Here is a 19,560-nt window from a genome sequence, read left to right on the forward strand (position 1 = left end):
GCTTTTGCCTGTGTCGCAGCGTTCGTTCAGCTTTCCAGCAGCCGGGGTTTGAGATGTCGCAGGCGTTCGGTGGCTGCATACACTTCTTCACGACCTTCCAGGCTGGTCCAGCGTAGATGCTGGATGAGGGCCTGCTCTTTGGGGTTGAGCGCGACGAAACCGGGTTCGTCTGCCTTGTGCATGAAGCTGTCGCGAGGTGCTGTGGGGGTGCTGGCCTTGATCACGTCCTGCAAGGCGTTCTGCAGCATCGAGACATAACCCAGCAGCATCGAAGGGTTGCACATGACATCAGTCTTGTTGACATAGCCATCGAGCAATCGCAGTGAATCACGGGCCTCGATCAAGCGTTCATAAGCATGTGAGGGCAGGTCGTAGTGGGGGGTGTCAGGCATGAAAATCCTACTGGCTTTTTTATTGTCCCATCGGCGCTTGAGGGGCCATCCGATGCCACCGATGTTGCAGATGCGCGCAGAACCTTAGCGTCAAGCGCCAGCCCGATCAAGCCCGCCGATGGAGCGAATCGACAGGAATCATTATCATCCGGAAATTCCGTTATGTTACTGTATAACGCTTAAATCACATGCTTGACCGGAGGCATCCATGAAACCCGATATCCATCCCGCATACCGCACTGTGCTGTTCCATGACACCGCAGCCGACGTCTACTTTCTGATCGGTTCGACAGTGGATACAGAGCGCACCCACCAGCACACCGACGGCAATACTTACCCCTACGTGGCGCTCGACGTGTCCAGCGCATCGCACCCGATGTACACCGGCCAGCAACGCAAGACCACCAGCGAAGGCCGGATCGCAGGTTTCAACAAGCGTTTCGCCACCTTTGGTTCCGGCACCAGAAAAGACGCTTCTACAGGTCAATGATCCATCACCCGTCCCGGTCAGGGGCCATCCGTACAGGATTGCCCATGACCGGGATTTTTTTGCCGGGATTGAGGGTTGCGACCACTCCTCCTCTGGACTATTGGCGGGAATTGCTTTTATCTTCGCGGCCTGAAAAACAGGAGTACCCGCTTTGAAAAAGTCAGTGGCCATCATTTTCGGTGGGCAATCCAGCGAACACGAAGTTTCGTTGCAGTCCGCGCGCAATGTGATCAATGCGATTGATCGTGGAAGCTATGAGCTGACCCTGATCGGCATCGACAAACTGGGCAACTGGTTGTGGTTCGACGAAGGCGATTACCTGCTCAATCCGGACGACCCGGCGAGAATCAGCCTGAGCACTGCGGGCAAGCGTCTGGCATTGTTGCCGGGCAGCGCTGACGGTCAGTTCGTCGAGGTTGAATCCGGTAAGCAACTGGCGCGTATCGAGGTGGTGTTTCCGCTGATTCATGGTGCCTTTGGCGAAGACGGCTCGCTGCAAGGCCTGCTGCGCCTGCTGGCGATTCCGTTTGTAGGCCCTGACGTGCTCGGCTCGGCCGCCTGCATGGACAAGGACGTGACCAAGCGTCTGTTGCGTGATGCCGGGATCACTGTCGCGCCGTTCGTCGTGCTGACCCGCGGCCAGACCGTCCACTTTACCGAAGTGGCCAGTCAGCTGGGTTTGCCGATGTTCGTCAAACCGGCCAGCCAGGGTTCTTCGGTGGGCGTCAGCAAGGTCATGGACGAAGCCGGTTTCGAGGCTGCTTTGGCGCTGGGTTTCCAGTTCGACCACAAACTGTTGATCGAGCAGGGCATTGTGGGTCGTGAAGTGGAATGCGCTGTGCTGGGTAACCGCGATCCGCAGGTCAGCGTGTGCGGTGAGGTGGTCGCCAATGATGAGTTCTACGCCTACGACACCAAATACCTCAACGGCGATCAGGCACGCATTGCGATTCCGGCAGAGCTGGCTACGGATCTTAGCGATGAGGTGCGCAATGTCGCGCTGACCGCCTACAAGGTGCTTGGCTGTGCAGGGCTGTCTCGGGTCGATTTCTTCGTCACGGAGGCGCGCGACATCATCATCAACGAGGTCAACACCATTCCCGGTTTCACCTCCATCAGCATGTACCCCAAGTTGTGGCAGGCCAGCGGTCTTTCCTACGCCGGGCTGATCGATCGGCTGATCACGCTGGCGCTGGAACGCGCCGACGAGTCGCGACTGCTGAAGACGGATATCTTTGCATGAAGCTCATCACTATTGCGGCAGCCTTGCTGATCGCTGCGGATGGCAAGACCCTGCTGGTGCGCAAACGCGGCACCCAGGCGTTCATGCAGCCGGGCGGCAAGATAGAACCAGGTGAAGCCGCAGCCGTGGCATTGGCCAGGGAACTGAAAGAAGAGCTGGGGTTGGTCATTGACCCGCAACAGGCCGCTTTCCTCGGTGAGTTCACCGCACCTGCGGCCAATGAACCCGGCTTTGAGGTTCATTGCCATTTGTTTGAGGTGATGACCGACGCGCAGGCAGTGCCCGCTGCCGAGATTGAGGAAGTGATCTGGGTCGGCACGCAGACTGACGTGGAGCTGCACCTGGCTCCGCTGACCCGCGACCTCATTCTGCCGCTCTACAGGCAGCGGCAGGCCCAGGTCGTCTGAGTTGCAGACAGGGTGTCAGCGAACCGCGCTGACACCGTCCAGCGTCGAGAATGAAGTGTCCTTGGCGGTCAGCAGAAAATCGCGCATGTAAGGGGCGTCCAGCATGTCGGCGCGGATACCGGCGTAAAGCGTTGCGAACAATCCCTTCTCGCCAAGCCGCTTGCCCTTGACATAGCCGCGCGAGCTGTACTCGTGCAGCGCCCAGTGGGGCATGCCGCACACGCCACGTCCGCTGGCGACCAGTTGCATCATCATCACGGTCAGTTCCGACGTCCTCACTTGCGCAGGCTCGATGTCGGCTGGTTCGAGAAAGCGCGTGAAGATATCCAGCCGGTCGCGTTCAACCGGATACGTGATCAGCGTTTCAGTCAACAGGTCTTCAGGAACCACGTAGGGTCTGCTCGCCAGCGCATGCTGATTGGCCACCGCGAGCATTGCTTCGTAGGTGAACAGCGGCACGTAGGTGATGCCGGGCAGCTCCAGCGGGTCCGAAGTCACGACCAGATCCAGATCGCCACGGGCCAGCGCAGGCAGCGGAGCGAACGAGAAGCCTGAGGACAGATCCAGCTCCACCTCTGGCCAGGCATCACGGAACTGGTCGATGGTTGGCATCAGCCACTGAAAACAGCTGTGGCATTCGATGGCCATGTGCAGGCGGCCCGCGGTGCCGCCCGCAAGCCGTGCGATGTCCCGTTCGGCACCGCGAAGCTGGGGCAGCAGCGAATCTGCCAGTTGCAGCAGGCGCAGACCGGCACTGGTGAATCGAACCGGTTTGGTCTTGCGCACGAACAGCGGCATGCCCATGCGCTCTTCCAGTTCCTTGAACTGGTGTGAGAGTGCTGACTGAGTCAGGTGCAGGCGTTCGGCCGCTTCTACAAGGCTGTCGGCTTCACGCAGGGCGTGGAGCGTTTTGAGGTGGCGTATCTCAAGCACGGTCAGTGCTCCATGAATAGTATTTGTGATCAACACGAAAAAAATGAGTTTGTCTCATGATGCTTCGGCTGTCGACAATAGCGACATCTTTTATGGAGGACGCCTCATGGCTCTGGCACACACCCCTGACTCGCTGCGCATCGGCGCTGATCGTGAATTGCAACATGCTCTGCAGGCGTGCTGGCAGCGCGATGAGTCCTCTTTGAACACGCCAGACCAGTGGCTGGCCGATCAGTTTTCGTCGCTGATTCCTCATCTGGTTCAGGACCAGCGTTTCCAGCCGGATTGGGAACTGCTGCTCAAGGATGCTCAGGAAGCCGAAGCGCAGGGTCACAAAACTTCTGTTATCGGTCCGCTGACGTACCTCTGGTTCGCTCGGGCAGAAGAGGGCCTGGACAAGCTCGACCTGCTGGAACGACTGTTGCCTGCCTACGGCGAGATTTTCGGTCGACTGGCTGCCAGAGGTGTCGAGTGGGTGCAGATCGATGAGCCGATCCTGACCCTGGACCTGCCGCTGGAATGGCGCAATGCGTTCGAGCGCGCGTACCACATCCTTCAATACTCGCCACTGAAGAAACTGGTCGCGACCTACCGTGGCGACCTCAAGGACAACCTTGGCGTAGCCGCCTTGTTGCCGGTTACCGGCCTGCACATCGACAGCGTCAGCGTACCTGAGCAACTGGCGCCGGTGTTTGATCGCCTGCCGGTCTACAAAGTCCTTTCCCTCGGCAGTGCCAGCGATCAGGTCGAGCTGGTTCAGGAAGCGCGTGCCCGGTTTGGCGATAACCTGCTGCTGGCCTGTGCCTGATCGGGTTTGCTCAGGCCCGTAAACGACCGTTGAGCACCCTTCATCAAATTGTCACGTAACTGTGGCAGCGCGCTTTGTAAAACATCATCAGACTCGCGGCCTACTGGGGATCTGTTTTTTGGTGTTTTTTCATGCGGGTTTTACTTTTTCTGGCCGCACTTTTGTGCGGCTTGCCGTCTTTTGCGGCCGATCGATGCAGTGTCGATGTTCCTGTGCAAATGGCCGACCTCAAGGACGTCCGGATTGCCTACCAGAGTATCGGCAGTGAGTCCGACCCTGCCTTGCTGCTGGTCATGGGGCTGGGCGGGCAATTGATTCACTGGCCTGATGAAGTCGTGGTTGCGCTCTGTCAGCAGGGCTATCGCGTGATTCGTTATGACAACCGTGATGTCGGTCTGTCGACCTGGGTGCAACAGCCTGCCGATGCCAACCTTACCTATGAAGTGCTGCGCTACAAGCTGGGCCTGCCGGTGTCCGCGCCTTATTCGCTGACCGACATGGCCGACGATGCGCTGGGCCTGATGGATGCGTTGCAGATTCGGCAGTTCCACGTGCTCGGTGCCAGCATGGGCGGGATGATTGCTCAGCATCTGGCTGATCTTGCGCCTTCGCGGGTAGAAAGCATGACGCTGATCATGACCAGTTCCGGCGCGCAGGGTCTGCCGATGCCCAGCGCTGCGTTGATGCAGTTGCTGGCCCGCCGTGGTGCGCCGAACCGCGAGATGGCCATCGAACAACAGGCCGACCTGCTGGCGGCACTGGGCAGTCCGGAGGTCAATGATGATCGGGCGCAACTGCTGCATCAGGCTGCCGTGTCCTATGACCGGGCGTTCAACCCTGAGGGCGTCAAGCGTCAGATCATGGCGATTCTGGCAGAGCCTAGTCGTGTCGAACTGCTCAACCGCCTGCGCTTGCCGGTGCTTGTGGTGCACGGCACGGCTGACCCGCTGCTGCCGGTAATGCATGGCGTGCATGTCGCGGCGCATATTCAGGGCAGTCAGTTGCGATTGATCCCGGGGCTTGCGCACCGTTTTCAAGAGGCGTTCAAGGCGCCTCTGCTCGGCGCCGTGCTGCCTTACCTGAAGGCGCAGCACGAAGACGGTCGCAGCCTGGCGCAGTTGTAAAACCCGGCACGGTTGAAAGGGATGGGCAGAAGTGTATCGTGTGGTTTTTGCCGATTGAGCGAGGGCCTGCATGAGCACTGCACTGAAAATCGATTTCGTTTCCGACGTTTCCTGCCCCTGGTGTGTCATCGGCCTGCGGGCGCTGGACAAGGCGCTGGCTGAACTGGGCGATGAAGTACAGGCACAGATCCATTTCCAGCCGTTCGAGCTGAACCCGAACATGCCGGCCGAAGGGCAGGACATCAAGGAACACATCGCCGAAAAGTATGGTTCGACACCCGAACAGATCGAAGGCATCCACGACACCATCCGCGAGCGCGGTGCGGAGCAGGGCTTTATCTTCGCCCAGGGCGAGCGGCGTATTTACAACACGTTCGACGCCCATCGTCTGCTGCACTGGGCCGAGCTTGAAGGCAAGCAGCATGCTTTGAAAGACGCACTGTTCGAAGCGTATTTCAGCGATCTTAAAGATCCGTCCAATCACCAGACACTGGCAGATGTGGCGCAGAAAGTGGGTCTGGACCGCGTGCGCGCTCAAGCCGTTCTGGATAATAACGAATACGCGAGCGAAGTACGCGAGGCCGAACAGCTCTGGACCTCACGCGGCGTCAGCTCGGTGCCGACCATCGTGTTCAACGACCAGTACGCCGTTTCGGGCGGTCAGCCGGTGGATGTGTTCGTCAGCGCGATTCGGCAGATTGTCAGCGAAGCGAAATAAGAAATCACTGACGCCGTTATCCGTGAATCCTGACCCACACCGTCACCAGCAGCGTCGCAGCGATCAGCCAGGCGACGGCTGCCAGTGCCAGTGAGGCTTCCAGGCGCAGGCGGTCGACCAGCAGGTAAAGCGCCGCGAGGTAAACGAAGTAGGGGATGATCGACCACATGCCGAACAGGATCGTGGTTTTCAGATCGTCCAGCGAGCGGCCCTTGCCGACGATGTAATGGGCGATCAGCGCGAAGGTCGGAAACAGCGGCACCAGGCCTGCGATGTAGTAATTGCGGGTCTTGGCCAGTGCCGCAAGTATCACCACCACCGCGCCGCCCAACAGGGCCTTGAGTACCAGATCCAATGGATTCTCCTGCTTGAAAGGCGTCATCGCGCCGTGACTTGACGGCTCAGAGCCCGTATTTCTTGACCTTGTCGAACAGCGTGGTCTTGGCCATGCCCAGTTCCTGACTGGCCTGGCTGAGATTGCCACCACTGCGTTGCAAGGCCTCGCTGAGCAGGTTGCGCTCAAAGGCCTCAACCGCTTCGGCAAAACCCAGGCTCTGATTCTCGATCACCGTGCCGGTCTGTTTGAAGGCGGGTAAACCCAGCGAAAAGCGTTCGGCAACGTTGCGCAACTCCCGCACATTACCCGGCCAGTCATGGCTCATCAGGTTCGACACAGTCTGGCGGTCCAGTTCAGGCGGCTCGCGGTCGAAGCGCAGCGAGGACAACTGCAGGAAGTGCTCGAACAATTGCAGAATGTCTTCACGACGCTCGCGCAGTGGCGGAAGCTCAAGCGTCACGACGTTCAGCCGGTAATACAGATCGCTGCGAAACTGGTTGGTCCGGCCCAGTGCGTTCAGATCGGACTTGGTGGCGGCAATGACCCGGCAATCCACCGCCACGCTCTGGTTTGAACCGAGACGCTCCAGCGTGCGCTCCTGCAGTACTCGCAATAGTTTGATCTGCAGGTTGACCGGCATGCTTTCCACTTCATCGAGAAACAGCGTGCCGTTGTCAGCGTGTTCGATCTTGCCAATCCGGCGCTTGCCCGCACCGGTAAACGCGTTGGCCTCATGGCCGAAGATTTCCGACTCGAACAGGCTTTCCGCCAGACCTCCGCAATTGAGGGCCACGAACTGGCTGCCCTTGCGCCGGCTGAAATCGTGCAGGCAACGGGCGACCAGTTCCTTGCCGGTACCGGTTTCACCTTCGATCAGCACGTTGGCCGAGGTGTCAGCGACATTGGCAATAAGGGCGCGCAGGTTCTGCATGGCCGGTGAGCGGCCGATGATCTTGCCCTCCAGCGAGTCGCGCTCGGCCAGTTGCCTGCGCAGCGACCAGACTTCCCGCGCCAGTCCGCGCTGCTCCAGCGCGCGACGCGTGACGTCCACCAGACGCTCGGGCGAGAAGGGCTTCTCCATGAAGTCATAAGCACCGTCGCGCATGGCGTTGACGGCCATCGAAATATCGCCATGCCCGGTAATCAGCACCACGGGCAAGCTGCTGTCACGGGCCTTGAGGCGGGTCAGCAACTCCAGCCCGTCGATGCCTGGCAAACGGATATCGCTGATGACGATGCCTGCAAAGTTGTCGCCAATGCGCAGCAAGGCTTCTTCGGCGCTCGAAACACCTTCGCTGACAATATCTTCCAGCGCCAGTGCCTGCTGACAACCCAGCAGCACGTGCGGATCGTCTTCAACGATCAGGACGGTCAGGTCGTTGTTGATGTTCATGGGTGTTGCCTCATGTCGGCTCGCCCTGGCGAGGTTCGGTTGGAGCGTTTTCGATGAATGGCAGGCAGAGGATAAAGCTGGTGCCGCCATCTCCCGGATGCTCGGCACTCAGGCTGCCGCCCGCCGCAGCCGCCAGGCTTGCTGACAGGGTCAGGCCGAGCCCGAGGCCTTGTTCGCCGGGTTTGGTTGTAAAGAAAGGTTCAAAGAGATGTTTGCGCGCTTCCATGTCGATTCCGTGACCGTTGTCGCGCACCAGCAGACGGTAACGACCGTCGGCAATCGCTCCTTCGATCCACAGCTCGGGTCTGGGCTGTGCGTGCATGGCGTCGAGCGCGTTGCCGATCAGGTTGACGAGGATCTGTTCCAGACGCGTCTGGTCGATGGCCAGCGTGGCATCGGCAAAATCCTGGTGCACCTTCAGCTCGGACTGTTCGATCCGTACGGCAAGCAACTGCAGCGCCGCGTCCAGAGCCTTGCACAACTGAGCCTGGCCCTTGTCGTCGCCGCGTCGGGCGAAGGCGCGCAGGCTGGCCGTGATGCGACCCATGCGGTCCACCAGATCATTGATGGTGCGCAGGTTGGTACTGGCGGTTTCCAGAGCGCCGCGCTCCAGGAAACGCACCGTATTGCCGGACAGTGTACGCAAGGCCGCCAGCGGCTGGTTCAACTCGTGGGCGATGCTGGTGGACATCTGGCCGATGGCGGCGAGTTTGCCGGCCTGCACCAGTTCATCCTGGGCTTTGCGCAACGTGTCCTCGGCCTGTCGACGTTCACGAATCTGCGCCTTCAAGCGTTCGTTACTGGCGCGCAGGTGCTCGGTGCGCTCGGCAATCTTGCGCTCCAGCTCATTGTTGGCGGCTTCCAGCGCCTCGCGCGCGGCAAGCCGGGTGGCGATTACCTTGCGACGTTCGTTCCAGGCAATCAGCAAAAACGTCACCAGCGCACAGGCCACGGCCACCAGCATGCCTTGGCTGGCGGCTTCCCGGCGCAAGTCTTCCAGCGGGGTGAGCAGGGTCAGGTGCCAGGGGCTGTCGCTCAAGGGGCGTGTCTGCGCCAGATAGCTGACCTGGGTGTGCTCGCGGTCAACAGTAGCGTTGGCGGGGAAGGTGAGTTTTTCGACGCTTTCGGACAGCGACTCGCGTTCCAGCGGTACCAGTTCGTTCAGCGGCCACCAGTAATATTGCAGGCTGCGCGCCAGTCGCTCCTTGATGTCCGGCGTCAGCGGACGCACCGATTTCAGTCGTCGGGCCGGGTCGCTGGACAGGATGATGATGCCGTTCTCGTCACTGACAAAGGCTTCCAGACGTGCCCGCTGCCAGCGTTCTTCAAGGGCTTCGAGTCGAACCTTGATCACCGCAACACCGATGATTCGGCCTTTCTCTTCCAGGCCGTGGGCCAGGTAATAGCCGGATTCGCCGGTGGTGGTACCGATTCCGTAGAAGCGCCCGGGCAGGCCGCGCACGGCATCCTGGAAATAGGCACGGAAAGACAGGTCTTCGCCCTGATAGCTGTCGCTGTCACGCCAGTTACTGGTGGCCAGAACGCGGCCGGTGGTGTCGAGCACATAGATAGCGCGGCTGCGACTGCGGCGATTCAGACCTTCAAGGTAGCGATTGACCTCCTGCTGCAGTTCGGGAGTCGGCTCGTTGAGCAACTGCGAAACGCTGGATTCCAGCTCCAGAACGCTGGGCAGGTAGGTGTATTTGCTGATCTCGCTTTCGACCGTGCGAGCATGCAGTTCCAACTGACGTTCGCCGCTTTCGCTCAGGCTCTTGATGCCGTTGTTTTCGCTGACCAGATACGCAGCGTAGCCGAGCCCGATCATCAGCACGAAGATCAGGGGCGGGAGGAACAGTTGGCGAATCAGGCGGGGTTTCACGGCAAGTGATGGCGGCGCGGCGCGATAAAGAGTGGGGTCGCATTTCATCACAGTCGTCCTGAGCCGAACAGCTACCCGTGTGTAACGGGCAGCTGTCAGCGTAATGCCTAGTGCTGGAGGATCTTGGCGAGGAATTGCTGGGCGCGTTCGGAACGTGCAGACACGTCACCGAAGAACTCTTCCTTGGCGCAGTCTTCGACGATCTGTCCCTTGTCCATGAAGATCACACGGTTGGCGACCTTGCGAGCGAAGCCCATTTCGTGGGTCACGCACATCATGGTCATGCCTTCGTGAGCCAGTTGCACCATCACGTCGAGCACTTCGTTGACCATTTCCGGGTCGAGCGCCGAGGTCGGTTCGTCGAACAGCATGACCACCGGGTCCATCGCCAGCGCACGGGCAATCGCCACGCGCTGCTGCTGACCGCCGGAAAGCTGACCGGGATGCTTGTGGGCATGCTCGGACAGGCCGACACGGTCCAGCAGTTTCAAACCTTTTTCGGTGGCTTCGGCCTTGCTGCGACCCAACACCTTGATCTGGGCGATGGTCAGGTTTTCGACGATGGTCAGGTGCGGGAACAGCTCGAAGTGCTGGAACACCATGCCGACGCGCGAACGCAGTTTCGGCAGGTTGGTCTTGGAGTCGGAGATCGACGTGCCGTCGACCACGATGTCGCCTTTCTGGAACGGCTCAAGGGCGTTCACGCACTTGATCAGGGTCGACTTACCGGAACCGGAAGGACCGCAGACCACGACCACTTCGCCCTTGCTGACCTCGGTGCTGCAATCGGTCAGTACCTGGAAGTCCCCATACCACTTGTTGACGTTTTTGATGGAAATCATACGGCGAACCTTTTTTGCAAACGCTTCACCAGCAACGAGGCGGCAAAGCTGATCGTGAAATACACCAGACCGGCAATGATCAGGAACTCGTTGGCGCGACCGATGATGTCGCCGCTGGCCCGCGAGGCGTTGAGGAAGTCCACAAGGCCGACGGTGTAAACCAGAGAGGTGTCCTGAAACAGAATGATGCTCTGTTGCAGCAGCAGGGGCGTCATCTTGCGAAACGCCTGAGGCAGGATGATCAGGCGCATCATCTGGCCATAGTTCATGCCCAGCGCCTGGGCCGCGCCCATCTGCCCCTTGGAAATCGACTGCACACCGGCACGTACGATTTCGCAGAAGTAGGCCGCTTCGAACATCATGAAGGCCACGACGCAGGAGGTGAACGCACCGATTGGTGTGTCTTCACCGGTGATCCAGCGCAGCACGAACGGCACGGCCAGATAGAACCAGGTGATCACCAGCAGCAGCGGGATGGAGCGAAAGTAGTTCACGTAAGCGCCAGCGACGTTGGCCAGCAGCTTGTTCGAAGACAGTCGCATCAACGCCAGCACGGTGCCGAGCAACAGACCGCCGACCACACCCATCGCCATCAGCTTAAGGGTCATGACCATGCCATTCCACAGGCCGGGGAGGGCGGGAACGATTCCAGTGAAGTCCATTATTTACCTCCCACGGAAATCAGGCCGGGCACGGCGACTTTCTTCTCGATCACACGCATCAGCAGCATCAGGCTCATGTTCAGTGTGAAGTAGATGAGGGTGGCCAGCGTGAAGGCTTCGAACAGGTTCGCGGAAAACTCGGCGGTCTGCTTGGTCTGCGCGAGCAGTTCCATCAGGCCGATCAGCGAGGCCACCGAAGAGTTCTTGAACACGTTCAGAAATTCGGAGGTAAGCGGCGGAATGATGATGCGGTAGGCTTGAGGCAGCAGCACGTTCCAGTAGATCTGTGGCAGCTTGAAGCCCATGGCGCGAGCGGCCGATTCCTGGCCTTTGGGCAGCGCCTGAATACCGGTGCGGACCTGTTCGCAGACTCGTGCTGCGGTGAACAGACCTAGGCACACGACGACGCTCAGAAACGCCGAAGTCGTCGGGTTGAGGTCTTGCTTGTACCACTCCTGCAGGTTTGCAGGCAGCAGATCAGGTACCAGGAAGTACCAGATGAACAGTTGCACCAGCAGTGGCACATTGCGGAAGATTTCCACGTAAGTCGTGGCAATGCCTGACACCAGACGGCTCGGTACGGTGCGCATGACACCCAGTATCGAACCCAGTATCAAGGCGATGATCCAGGCGACGACTGCGATGGCGATAGTCCAGCCCAGACCGGATATGAACCAGTCCAGATAGGTCTCGCTGCCGACGCCGGTGGACTTGAAGAACACGCCCCAGTCCCAGTTGTAATTCATCAGGGTCTCCCCCTCTTGTTCTATTGCTATCGAGATGCACGCAGTGTCGGTTCCCGAGCGGGAGATTCAGCCCGCTCGGGGTGCAGTCAGTTCAGCGAGGCTGAACCGATTGCTCAGGCTTTCTTTTCTTCGAGGGTTTTGGCGGGTTCGGCCGCCTGGTCGGTCGGATTCTTGATCAGCTCTTTGATTTTTTCGCTCATCGGGAACTCAAGGTTCAGACCTTTTGGCGGGACCGGGGACTGGAACCATTTGTTGTAGATCGTGTTGATCTCGCCCGACTTGTAGGTTGCAACGATGGCGTCGTCCACGGCTTTCTTGAACGGTGCATCGCCTTTACGAACCATGCAGCCGTAGATTTCGTAGGACTGTGCGGTACCGGTGACGGCCCAGTCATCCGGCTTCTTGGCCTTGGCCATTTCGCCTGCCAGCAGGGCATCGTCCATCATGAACGCGACGGCGCGGCCCGATTCCAGCATCTGGAAGGACTCGCCGTGGTCCTTGGCGGAGATAACGTTCATGCCCATCTGCTTGTCGGCGTTCATGGCCTTCAGAATGCGCTCGGACGTTGTCCCGGCGGTGGTCACGACGTTCTTGCCTTTCAGATCGTCGAAGTCCTTGTAGCTGGAATCTTTCTTGGACAGCAGACGGGTACCGACTTCGAAGATGCCGACCGAGAAATCAACCTGCTGCTGACGCTCGACGTTGTTGGTGGTCGAGCCACATTCCACGTCAACGGTGCCGTTCTGGACCAGTGGAATGCGGGTCTGGGAGGTCACCAGGTTGTACTTGACCTTCAGGTCAGGCATGTCCAGTTCTTTCTTGATGCCTTCAACGATTTTCAGCTGAATGTCGTGGGAGTAACCCATCGGCACGCCCGAAGCGTCAGCAATGTAGGAGAACGGGATGGATGCGTCACGGTGGCCGAGCGTGATGGTGCCGGACTCTTTGATTTTCTTCAGAGTGCCTGTCAATTCGGCGGCGAAAACCGGAGTGCTGATGAGAGCGGCAGCGATTGCTGCGCCCAGCAGATGGGGAACGATGCGCATCGATGAATCCTCGATTTCATTTTTTATTGATAGGACGCCTTGAGGGACATCCACTTCTTTGACGATGGCTTCAACGGCGTCCTGGGTAGACACACGCTAATGTCGAAGCAGTCGATGCAAGGTATAGAGCATGAGTCATGCCAAACCTTTATGGATTTTCAAATCACTGAAACTAAAAGGTTTTTATCTGAGTGCGGCGTATTGAACGGCAGGCGCTCGTCCGGGAAGCCGAATCCGGCAGCGGCGGCTGTTCGGAAAACCGAATGAGTGGAGGGGAGAGGGGCAAGGTGTGTGTGAGGGTTGAAAAGGCGTTACGTACAATCGCAGGCGCACTGCTGGCATCGGATATGCGGTATGCAGCTGCTGATACCTTTCACAGAAAATCAGGTCTTCAGTGGGTTACAGGTTGTTTGCCTGGAGGCGGCTAATCTGAAGCCATAGCCGCCTTACACAGGGTTCTCCGGTTGACCGGGTATCGCGCGAACCGGACGTCGCGACTGATCAGGCCGCTTCAATCGCCGCCTTGTTGCGTGCAACCGTTTCCAGATAGCTGCTCACGGCTGTCTGTTCTTCAGGTGTGGTGAACAGACCCAGCTTGGTACGACGCCACAGGATGTCATCAATGCTGGTGGCCCATTCCTGATCGCACAGGTAATCAACCTCACGCGCATACAAGCCGCCACCCAGATGCTGACCCATGTCTTCAAGATTCTGCACACCTTCCAGCAAGCGCCAGCTGCGGCTGCCGTAGGTGATTGCCCAACGCTTGGCGATCGGAGTCGGCAACCAGGTGTGACGACGAGTCAGTTCGCTGGCCAGCGCTTCCGGAGTCGTCATGTCTTCGCCACCCGGCAGCGCAGACGTGGCTGTCCAGCTCGGCTTCATCTGCTTGAAGAACGGTGCCAGTTGCGCCATGGCCGATTCGGCGAGCTTGCGGTAAGTGGTCAGCTTGCCGCCGAACACCGACAGGATAGGTGCCTCGTCGGCACCTCCGGAGAGCGACAGGGTGTAGTCACGGGTAATTGCAGACGGGTTGTCGGATTCGTCGTTGCACAGCGGGCGCACACCGGAGTAGGTGTGCAGCACATCGGCGCGGGTCAGTTGCTTCTTGAAGTGATCATTGGCCACTTTCAATACGTAGTCCATCTCGCCGTCGGTGATTTCCACCTTGTTCGGATCGCCCTGATACTCACGGTCGGTCGTGCCGACAATGGTGAAGTGATCCATGTACGGGATGGTGAACACGATACGCTTGTCTTCGTTCTGCAGAATGAATGCGTGTTCGCCTTCGTACAGCTTCGGCACGATCAGATGGCTGCCTTGAATCAGGCGGATGCCGTAGGCCGACTCAAGCTTCAGGTCTTCACGAATGAACTTGGCCACCCATGGACCGGCGGCATTGACCAGTGCCTTTGCATGAATTGAAAACAGGCTGCCATCGCTGCGTTCCAGGTGCAGGTGCCACAGGCCCTTGACGCGACGGGCACTGACGCAACGTGTCTGGGTATGGATGTGCGCACCGTTTTCACGGGCTGACATGGCATTGAGTACGACCAGACGGGCGTCGTCGACCCAGCAATCGGAGTATTCGAAACCGCGGGTGATGCTGGAATTCAGCGGGCTGTCTGCGCCGAAACGAATCGTGCGCGAAGCAGGCAGCTTCTCACGCTTGCCCAAGTGATCGTAAAGGAACATGCCGGCACGAATCATCCACGCCGGACGCAGGTGCGGACGGTGCGGGAGCACGAAGCGCATGGGCTTGACAATATGCGGCGCCTTGGCCAGCAACACCTCACGCTCAGCCAGTGCCTCACGCACCAGACGGAATTCGTAGTGTTCCAGATAGCGCAGCCCACCGTGAATCAGCTTGCTGCTGGCAGAAGAGGTATGGCTGGCAAGGTCGTCTTTCTCGCACAGGAACACCGACAAGCCGCGCCCGGACGCGTCTGCCGCAATGCCGACACCATTGATGCCACCACCGATCACGGCGATGTCATAGACCTCTGAAAGAGGGGCGGCGGATGTCGCGTGGGTCTGGGGCATTGTTGGCCTCCTGAAGAGTGCTTGAGCGGTGCTCGAAAGGCGAATCTGAACATTAATGTTCATTTTCGAAAATCATAGCGCAATAAAAATCCCCTCGCCAGCGACTATTGATTGAAATTACTGATGATGAGCTTAGAAAAGAACAAAAATGAACATTGTAGGACGGGATGAGCGAGGGCGCGTGAATCCATGATCGTCGCTGCGAGCGGCAGGGTAGAGGGCTTGCGAATCAGCCGAGGAGAGGAAAGGCGATTCGAGCCATGTGCTCGGCTCACCGAATCCGAAGTCTGCGGCCTATGTGGCGCAGGGCATCGCGGGATGCATGCCCACGCAGGGTGGGCACAACCTGCGTCGAGGCAGACTTATGGATAACGACGAGCACAGGGCATCGGCACGTTCAGGTCAGGTTTGGTGATCAAACCACCTCAAGCCGGATCTTGTGCTGGTTCAGCAACTGCTGCAGCGCAGGCACAGGTGGCTCATCAGTGACCAGGCAATCGATCAGGGTGATCGGCCCCAGCCTGACCATCGCGTTGCGTCCGAACTTGCTGGAGTCAGCTGCCAGCAGCACTTTGCGCGCATTGGCGATGATCGCCTGCGACACCCGGACTTCCTGATAATCGAAATCCAGCAGGCTGCCGTCCTCGTCGATGCCGCTGATGCCGACGAGCGCAAAGTCGACCTTGAACTGCGAGATGAAGTCGACACTGGCCTGGCCTACCACGCCGCCGTCACGACGCACATTACCGCCCGCCAGCAGCACCTCGAAGTCATCCTTGGCGCTCAGGATTGACGCAACATGCAGGTTGTTGGTGATGATTTTCAGGTTGCTGTGATTGAGCAAGGCGCGAGCGATGGATTCGGTGGTGGTACCGATATTGATGAACAGCGAGGCGTTGTCGGGGATTTGCGCTGCGATGGCTTCAGCGATCCGCTGCTTTTCATCGCGCATCTGATCCGCTCGCATGGCGTAGGCGGTATTTTCGATGCTGGAGTCATAGGCCGCGCCGCCGTGGTAGCGACGCAGCAGGTTCATTTCCGCAAGCTGGTTGATGTCTCGACGGATGGTTTGCGGAGTCACGACGAACAGCGTCGCCATTTCATCGATGCTGACGTAGCCGCGATCACGGACCAGTTCGAGGATCTGTTGTTGGCGGGGAGGCAGGTTCATTGTTTTTCCTTGGGCACCCACTGCAAATGGCGCCCATCATGCCGCAGGGACATGGGCTCTGTCAGCCGGAAATCCTGCTCCTCGCCAGACCGGCAGGCTTACTCCTCGTTTTCGTGCGGTTCCCAGTCACGGGTGCGGGCCACGGCTTTTTGCCAGCCTGCATACAGTTTCTCTTTATGCGCTTCCTCACACAGCGGCTCGAAAACGCGCTCGATCACAGCCTTGTTGCGCAACTCGTCCAGGCTGCTCCAGAAACCGATGGCCAGACCGGCCAGAAACGCCGCGCCCAGTGCCGTGGTTTCGCGCATCTGCGGACGTTCTACATGCGTGCCAAGGATGTCTGCCTGGAACTGCATGAGGAAGTTGTTGGCCACTGCTCCGCCATCCACGCGCAGGGATTTCAAGCGTTCGCCGGAATCCTGCTGCATGGCGTCCAGTACGTCACGGGTCTGATAGGCGATGGACTCCAGCGCCGCCCGGATGATGTGATCGACTTTCACGCCGCGGGTCAGGCCGAACAGCGCGCCACGGGCGTATGGGTCCCAGTAGGGGGCGCCCAGACCGGTAAAGGCCGGGACCAGATACACGCCGTTGCTGTCCTTGACCTTGCTGGCGAAGTATTCGGTGTCCAGCGCGTCGTTGATGATCTTCAGTTCGTCACGCAGCCACTGTACGGTCGAGCCGCCGTTGAACACGGCACCTTCCAGGGCATAAGCGACTTCGCCACGCGGGCCGCAGCCGATGGTGGTGAGCATGCCGTGAGCCGATTTCACCGCTTTCTTGCCGGTGTTCATCAGCAGGAAGCAACCGGTGCCGTAGGTGTTTTTCGCCTGACCCGGCTCGACGCACATCTGACCGAACAGTGCCGCTTGCTGGTCGCCCGCGATACCCGCAATCGGGATGCCGCTCTTGCTGTGACCGTAGACCTCGGACGAGGCTTTGACCTCCGGCAGGATCTCGCGCGGGATGTTCAGCACGTCGAGCATGCGCTGATCCCATTCCAGGGTATGGATATTGAACAGCATGGTGCGCGAGGCGTTGGTGTAGTCGGTGACGTGAACCTTGCCGCCGGTGAATTTCCAGATCAGCCAGGTATCGATGGTGCCGAACATCAGCTCACCCTTGCGGGCGCGTTCGCGGCTGCCTTCAACGTTGTCCAGAATCCACTTGACCTTGGAGCCGGAGAAGTACGGGTCGATGACCAGACCGGTGGTGTCCTTGATGTATTCTTCGAGGCCGTCTCGCTTGAGCTGCTGGCAGATTTCAGTGCTGCGGCGGCATTGCCAGACAATTGCATTATAGATTGGGCGGCCGGTGTCACGCTCCCAGATCACGGTGGTTTCGCGCTGGTTGGTGATGCCGATGGCAGCAATCTGGTTGTGGTGCAGGTCGGCCTGGGCAAGCGCCTTGGTCATGCACGCGGTCTGGGTGGCGAAGATTTCCATGGGGTCATGCTCGACCCAGCCAGCCTGCGGATAATGCTGGACGAATTCGCTTTGGGCAGTGCTCACTACATTGGCATCGCGATCGAAGATGATGGCCCGCGAGCTGGTGGTGCCCTGATCAAGGGCAATGATGTAGTTCTTGTTCTGTGTGTCAGTCATGTCGATTGCCTTGCGTTATTGGGGTGGAATTCAAGATGACGCTTGAGCCTTGCCGCGAACCGCGCTGGTGTCTTTCTTTTCTTCTTCGTCTACAACGGGATCGGCGCCGGGCAGATGGCGCCCAATCAGCATGCGGTAGCCGGCGGCGCCGAGGCAGGCACCCAGAATGGGCGCAAAAATCGGAACCAGGAAATAAGGTATGTCACGACCGCCGGTGAATGCTATCTCACCCCAGCCGGCAATGAACGTCATCATTTTCGGGCCGAAGTCACGTGCAGGATTCATGGCAAAGCCGGTCAACGGACCCATGGCGCTGCCGATCACCGCGACCAGCAGACCGATCAGCAGAGGAGCCAGCGCGCCGCGCGGCAAGCCGTTGTTGTCGTCGCCCAGCGCCATGATCACGCCCATCAGAATGGTGGTGATCACCATCTCGACCAGAAAGGCCTGGCCAACCGAAATGGCAGGGTTCGGATAGGTGGAGAACACCGATGCCAGTTCAAGGCTCTGTTCGGTGCCACGAATGATGTGGTGCGCATGTTCGAAGTCGAAAAAGAGGCTCACGTACAGAAGGTACACAAGCCCCGCGCCGCAGAACGCACCGGCGATCTGGGAAGCGATATAAAAAGGCAGTTTTCGTTTTTCGAAGCCGGCAAACATGCTCAGCGCGATGCTGACAGCCGGGTTGAGGTGTGCGCCGGAAATACCTGCACTCAGGTAGATGCCCATGCTGACGGCCATGCCCCAGATGATGCAGATTTCCCAAAGTCCGAAAGAAGCACCCGCGACCTTGAGCGCTGCAACGCATCCGGTCCCGAAAAAAATCATCAGGGCTGTGCCCAGGAATTCAGCAGTACATTGTGCGGAAAGCGTTGGTTGTCGGGTTGCAATGGTCATGAATACCTCTTTTTTGTTTTTGTCGCGGCACCGTATACAGACACGGATGCTCGTTATTGCGGCGTGTCAGGATTCTTCGGAATACGGTCACTGGTGCGAGTTATACCGAAAAACAGCGTTCGTTAATATTCGCAAACGAAAAAATATAGACAAGAAAGAACCCTGTCAAAGGTCGGAACTGAACGGTCACTGAAAAATATCACGGTCAGGTCTTAGTTTGTTTCTGCATGTTTTGTAGGAAAAGTCTTGATGGTTTTAAATAGCCATCAAGGCCGCAGCCTTTATGGATCAAGGCGCTTCCCGATTATTTGGCTTAAAGTAGCGCTCACCCTGATCTGTCTGGAGTGATGAATGACCCCCGCCTTGGATTTATTGAAAAAAGTTCGTGCCGAACACCGCATCCACAGTTATGAACACGATCCCAAGGCGGCATCGTATGGTCTGGAGGCGGCAGAAAAGCTCGGTCTGGAACCTGCGCGTGTGTTCAAGACGCTGCTGGCCAGTACTGAAAAGGGCGAATTGCTGGTCGCCGTCGTGCCGGTCGTCGGAACACTGGATCTGAAAGCTCTGGCTCAGGCTGCCGGCGTCAAGAAGACCGAAATGGCCGACCCGGCCGCGGCGCAGCGCTCGACCGGTTATCTGTTGGGAGGCATCAGTCCCTTGGGTCAGAAAAAGCGCTTGCGTACGTTCATCGACGAAACGGCCGTGCCCTTCGAGACCATTTTTGTCAGCGCCGGAAGGAGAGGGCTGGAAGTGGAGTTGTCAGCGCAGGTGCTGGCGGCTCACACCAGCGCGACCTTCGCCGCTATCGGCCGTGAATGAGTC

Annotated in this window: 20 protein-coding genes; 7 read left to right on the top strand and 13 right to left on the bottom strand. The window is 58.8% G+C overall.

The annotated features are described in order from the left end of the window. Positions 1–26 precede the first annotated feature (26 nt). Positions 27–392 (bottom strand): hypothetical protein, encoded by a 366-nt coding sequence (locus tag KDX39_RS18100; RefSeq protein WP_210074588.1) that lies wholly within the window; start codon positions 390–392, stop codon positions 27–29. Between the two features lie 208 nt (positions 393–600). On the opposite strand from KDX39_RS18100, the gene KDX39_RS18105 reads away from it, so the two are divergent. The 3 genes from KDX39_RS18105 to KDX39_RS18115 all read left to right on the top strand — a co-directional run bounded on the left by KDX39_RS18105 (position 601) and on the right by KDX39_RS18115 (position 2,532). After that, on the top strand, positions 601–882 hold the full coding sequence (locus tag KDX39_RS18105) for a type B 50S ribosomal protein L31 (RefSeq protein WP_099226129.1): 282 nt from the start codon (positions 601–603) through the stop codon (positions 880–882). Between the two features lie 151 nt (positions 883–1,033). Further along, positions 1,034–2,125: a D-alanine--D-alanine ligase gene (ddlA, locus tag KDX39_RS18110; protein ID WP_231661299.1), complete on the top strand. Its 1,092-nt coding sequence runs from the start codon at positions 1,034–1,036 to the stop codon at positions 2,123–2,125. After that, positions 2,122–2,532 (top strand): NUDIX hydrolase, encoded by a 411-nt coding sequence (locus KDX39_RS18115; RefSeq protein WP_231661300.1) that lies wholly within the window; start codon positions 2,122–2,124, stop codon positions 2,530–2,532. Before ddlA ends, KDX39_RS18115 begins: the two co-directional genes overlap by 4 nt. Before the next feature lie 15 nt (positions 2,533–2,547). On the opposite strand, the gene metR is transcribed toward KDX39_RS18115, so the two are convergent. Next, on the bottom strand, positions 2,548–3,465 hold the full coding sequence (metR, locus tag KDX39_RS18120; protein ID WP_099226126.1) for a transcriptional regulator MetR: 918 nt from the start codon (positions 3,463–3,465) through the stop codon (positions 2,548–2,550). 106 nt (positions 3,466–3,571) lie between these two features. Between metR and KDX39_RS18125 the strand changes: the two genes are divergently transcribed. From KDX39_RS18125 to KDX39_RS18135, 3 genes are all read left to right on the top strand, one after another. Then, positions 3,572–4,273 carry a 5-methyltetrahydropteroyltriglutamate--homocysteine methyltransferase gene (locus KDX39_RS18125; protein ID WP_231661301.1) on the top strand — a complete coding sequence of 234 codons (702 nt, stop codon included), beginning with the start codon at positions 3,572–3,574 and terminating at the stop codon, positions 4,271–4,273. Positions 4,274–4,404: 131 nt separating this feature from the next. Next, a complete protein-coding gene (locus tag KDX39_RS18130; protein ID WP_231661302.1) occupies positions 4,405–5,397 on the top strand; it encodes an alpha/beta fold hydrolase in 993 nt (330 codons plus the stop codon). 70 nt (positions 5,398–5,467) lie between these two features. After that, positions 5,468–6,115 carry a DsbA family oxidoreductase gene (locus KDX39_RS18135; RefSeq protein WP_231661303.1) on the top strand — a complete coding sequence of 216 codons (648 nt, stop codon included), beginning with the start codon at positions 5,468–5,470 and terminating at the stop codon, positions 6,113–6,115. Positions 6,116–6,131: 16 nt separating this feature from the next. Here KDX39_RS18135 and KDX39_RS18140 read toward each other — a convergent pair whose 3' ends face one another. The 11 genes from KDX39_RS18140 to KDX39_RS18190 all read right to left on the bottom strand — a co-directional run bounded on the left by KDX39_RS18140 (position 6,132) and on the right by KDX39_RS18190 (position 18,735). Continuing rightward, positions 6,132–6,470: a GlpM family protein gene (locus KDX39_RS18140; protein WP_099226475.1), complete on the bottom strand. Its 339-nt coding sequence runs from the start codon at positions 6,468–6,470 to the stop codon at positions 6,132–6,134. A gap of 46 nt (positions 6,471–6,516) precedes the next feature. Then, positions 6,517–7,845, bottom strand: coding sequence for a sigma-54-dependent transcriptional regulator (locus tag KDX39_RS18145; protein WP_099226122.1), 1,329 nt, complete (start codon positions 7,843–7,845; stop codon positions 6,517–6,519). A 10-nt stretch (positions 7,846–7,855) separates the two neighbouring features. Beyond that, positions 7,856–9,772 carry a sensor histidine kinase gene (locus KDX39_RS18150; protein ID WP_231661304.1) on the bottom strand — a complete coding sequence of 639 codons (1,917 nt, stop codon included), beginning with the start codon at positions 9,770–9,772 and terminating at the stop codon, positions 7,856–7,858. A 59-nt stretch (positions 9,773–9,831) separates the two neighbouring features. After that, positions 9,832–10,566 (bottom strand): amino acid ABC transporter ATP-binding protein, encoded by a 735-nt coding sequence (locus KDX39_RS18155; RefSeq protein WP_088234702.1) that lies wholly within the window; start codon positions 10,564–10,566, stop codon positions 9,832–9,834. Next, complete coding sequence (locus KDX39_RS18160; protein WP_032632644.1) at positions 10,563–11,231, bottom strand: amino acid ABC transporter permease; 669 nt, start codon at positions 11,229–11,231, stop codon at positions 10,563–10,565. Before KDX39_RS18160 ends, KDX39_RS18155 begins: the two co-directional genes overlap by 4 nt. Beyond that, positions 11,228–11,974, bottom strand: coding sequence for an amino acid ABC transporter permease (locus tag KDX39_RS18165; protein WP_004881855.1), 747 nt, complete (start codon positions 11,972–11,974; stop codon positions 11,228–11,230). The genes KDX39_RS18160 and KDX39_RS18165 overlap by 4 nt, the downstream gene beginning before the upstream one ends. A gap of 113 nt (positions 11,975–12,087) precedes the next feature. Further along, positions 12,088–13,020, bottom strand: coding sequence for a glutamate/aspartate ABC transporter substrate-binding protein (locus KDX39_RS18170; RefSeq protein ID WP_122421382.1), 933 nt, complete (start codon positions 13,018–13,020; stop codon positions 12,088–12,090). A gap of 501 nt (positions 13,021–13,521) precedes the next feature. Beyond that, positions 13,522–15,063: a glycerol-3-phosphate dehydrogenase gene (glpD, locus tag KDX39_RS18175; RefSeq protein WP_231661305.1), complete on the bottom strand. Its 1,542-nt coding sequence runs from the start codon at positions 15,061–15,063 to the stop codon at positions 13,522–13,524. 415 nt (positions 15,064–15,478) lie between these two features. Next, positions 15,479–16,234, bottom strand: a complete 756-nt coding sequence (locus tag KDX39_RS18180) for a DeoR/GlpR family transcriptional regulator (protein ID WP_099226117.1) — start codon at positions 16,232–16,234, stop codon at positions 15,479–15,481. A 98-nt stretch (positions 16,235–16,332) separates the two neighbouring features. After that, positions 16,333–17,838, bottom strand: a complete 1,506-nt coding sequence (gene glpK, locus KDX39_RS18185) for a glycerol kinase GlpK (protein ID WP_231661306.1) — start codon at positions 17,836–17,838, stop codon at positions 16,333–16,335. Positions 17,839–17,868: 30 nt separating this feature from the next. After that, entirely contained in the window at positions 17,869–18,735 is an 867-nt protein-coding gene (locus KDX39_RS18190) for an MIP/aquaporin family protein (RefSeq protein WP_231661307.1), read from the bottom strand. Between the two features lie 351 nt (positions 18,736–19,086). Between KDX39_RS18190 and ybaK the strand changes: the two genes are divergently transcribed. After that, positions 19,087–19,557, top strand: coding sequence for a Cys-tRNA(Pro) deacylase (gene ybaK, locus KDX39_RS18195; RefSeq protein WP_231661308.1), 471 nt, complete (start codon positions 19,087–19,089; stop codon positions 19,555–19,557). Positions 19,558–19,560: the final 3 nt, after the last annotated feature.

This window comes from Pseudomonas sp. CDFA 610 (assembly GCF_021147865.1).
GTDB lineage: Bacteria > Pseudomonadota > Gammaproteobacteria > Pseudomonadales > Pseudomonadaceae > Aquipseudomonas > Aquipseudomonas alliivorans.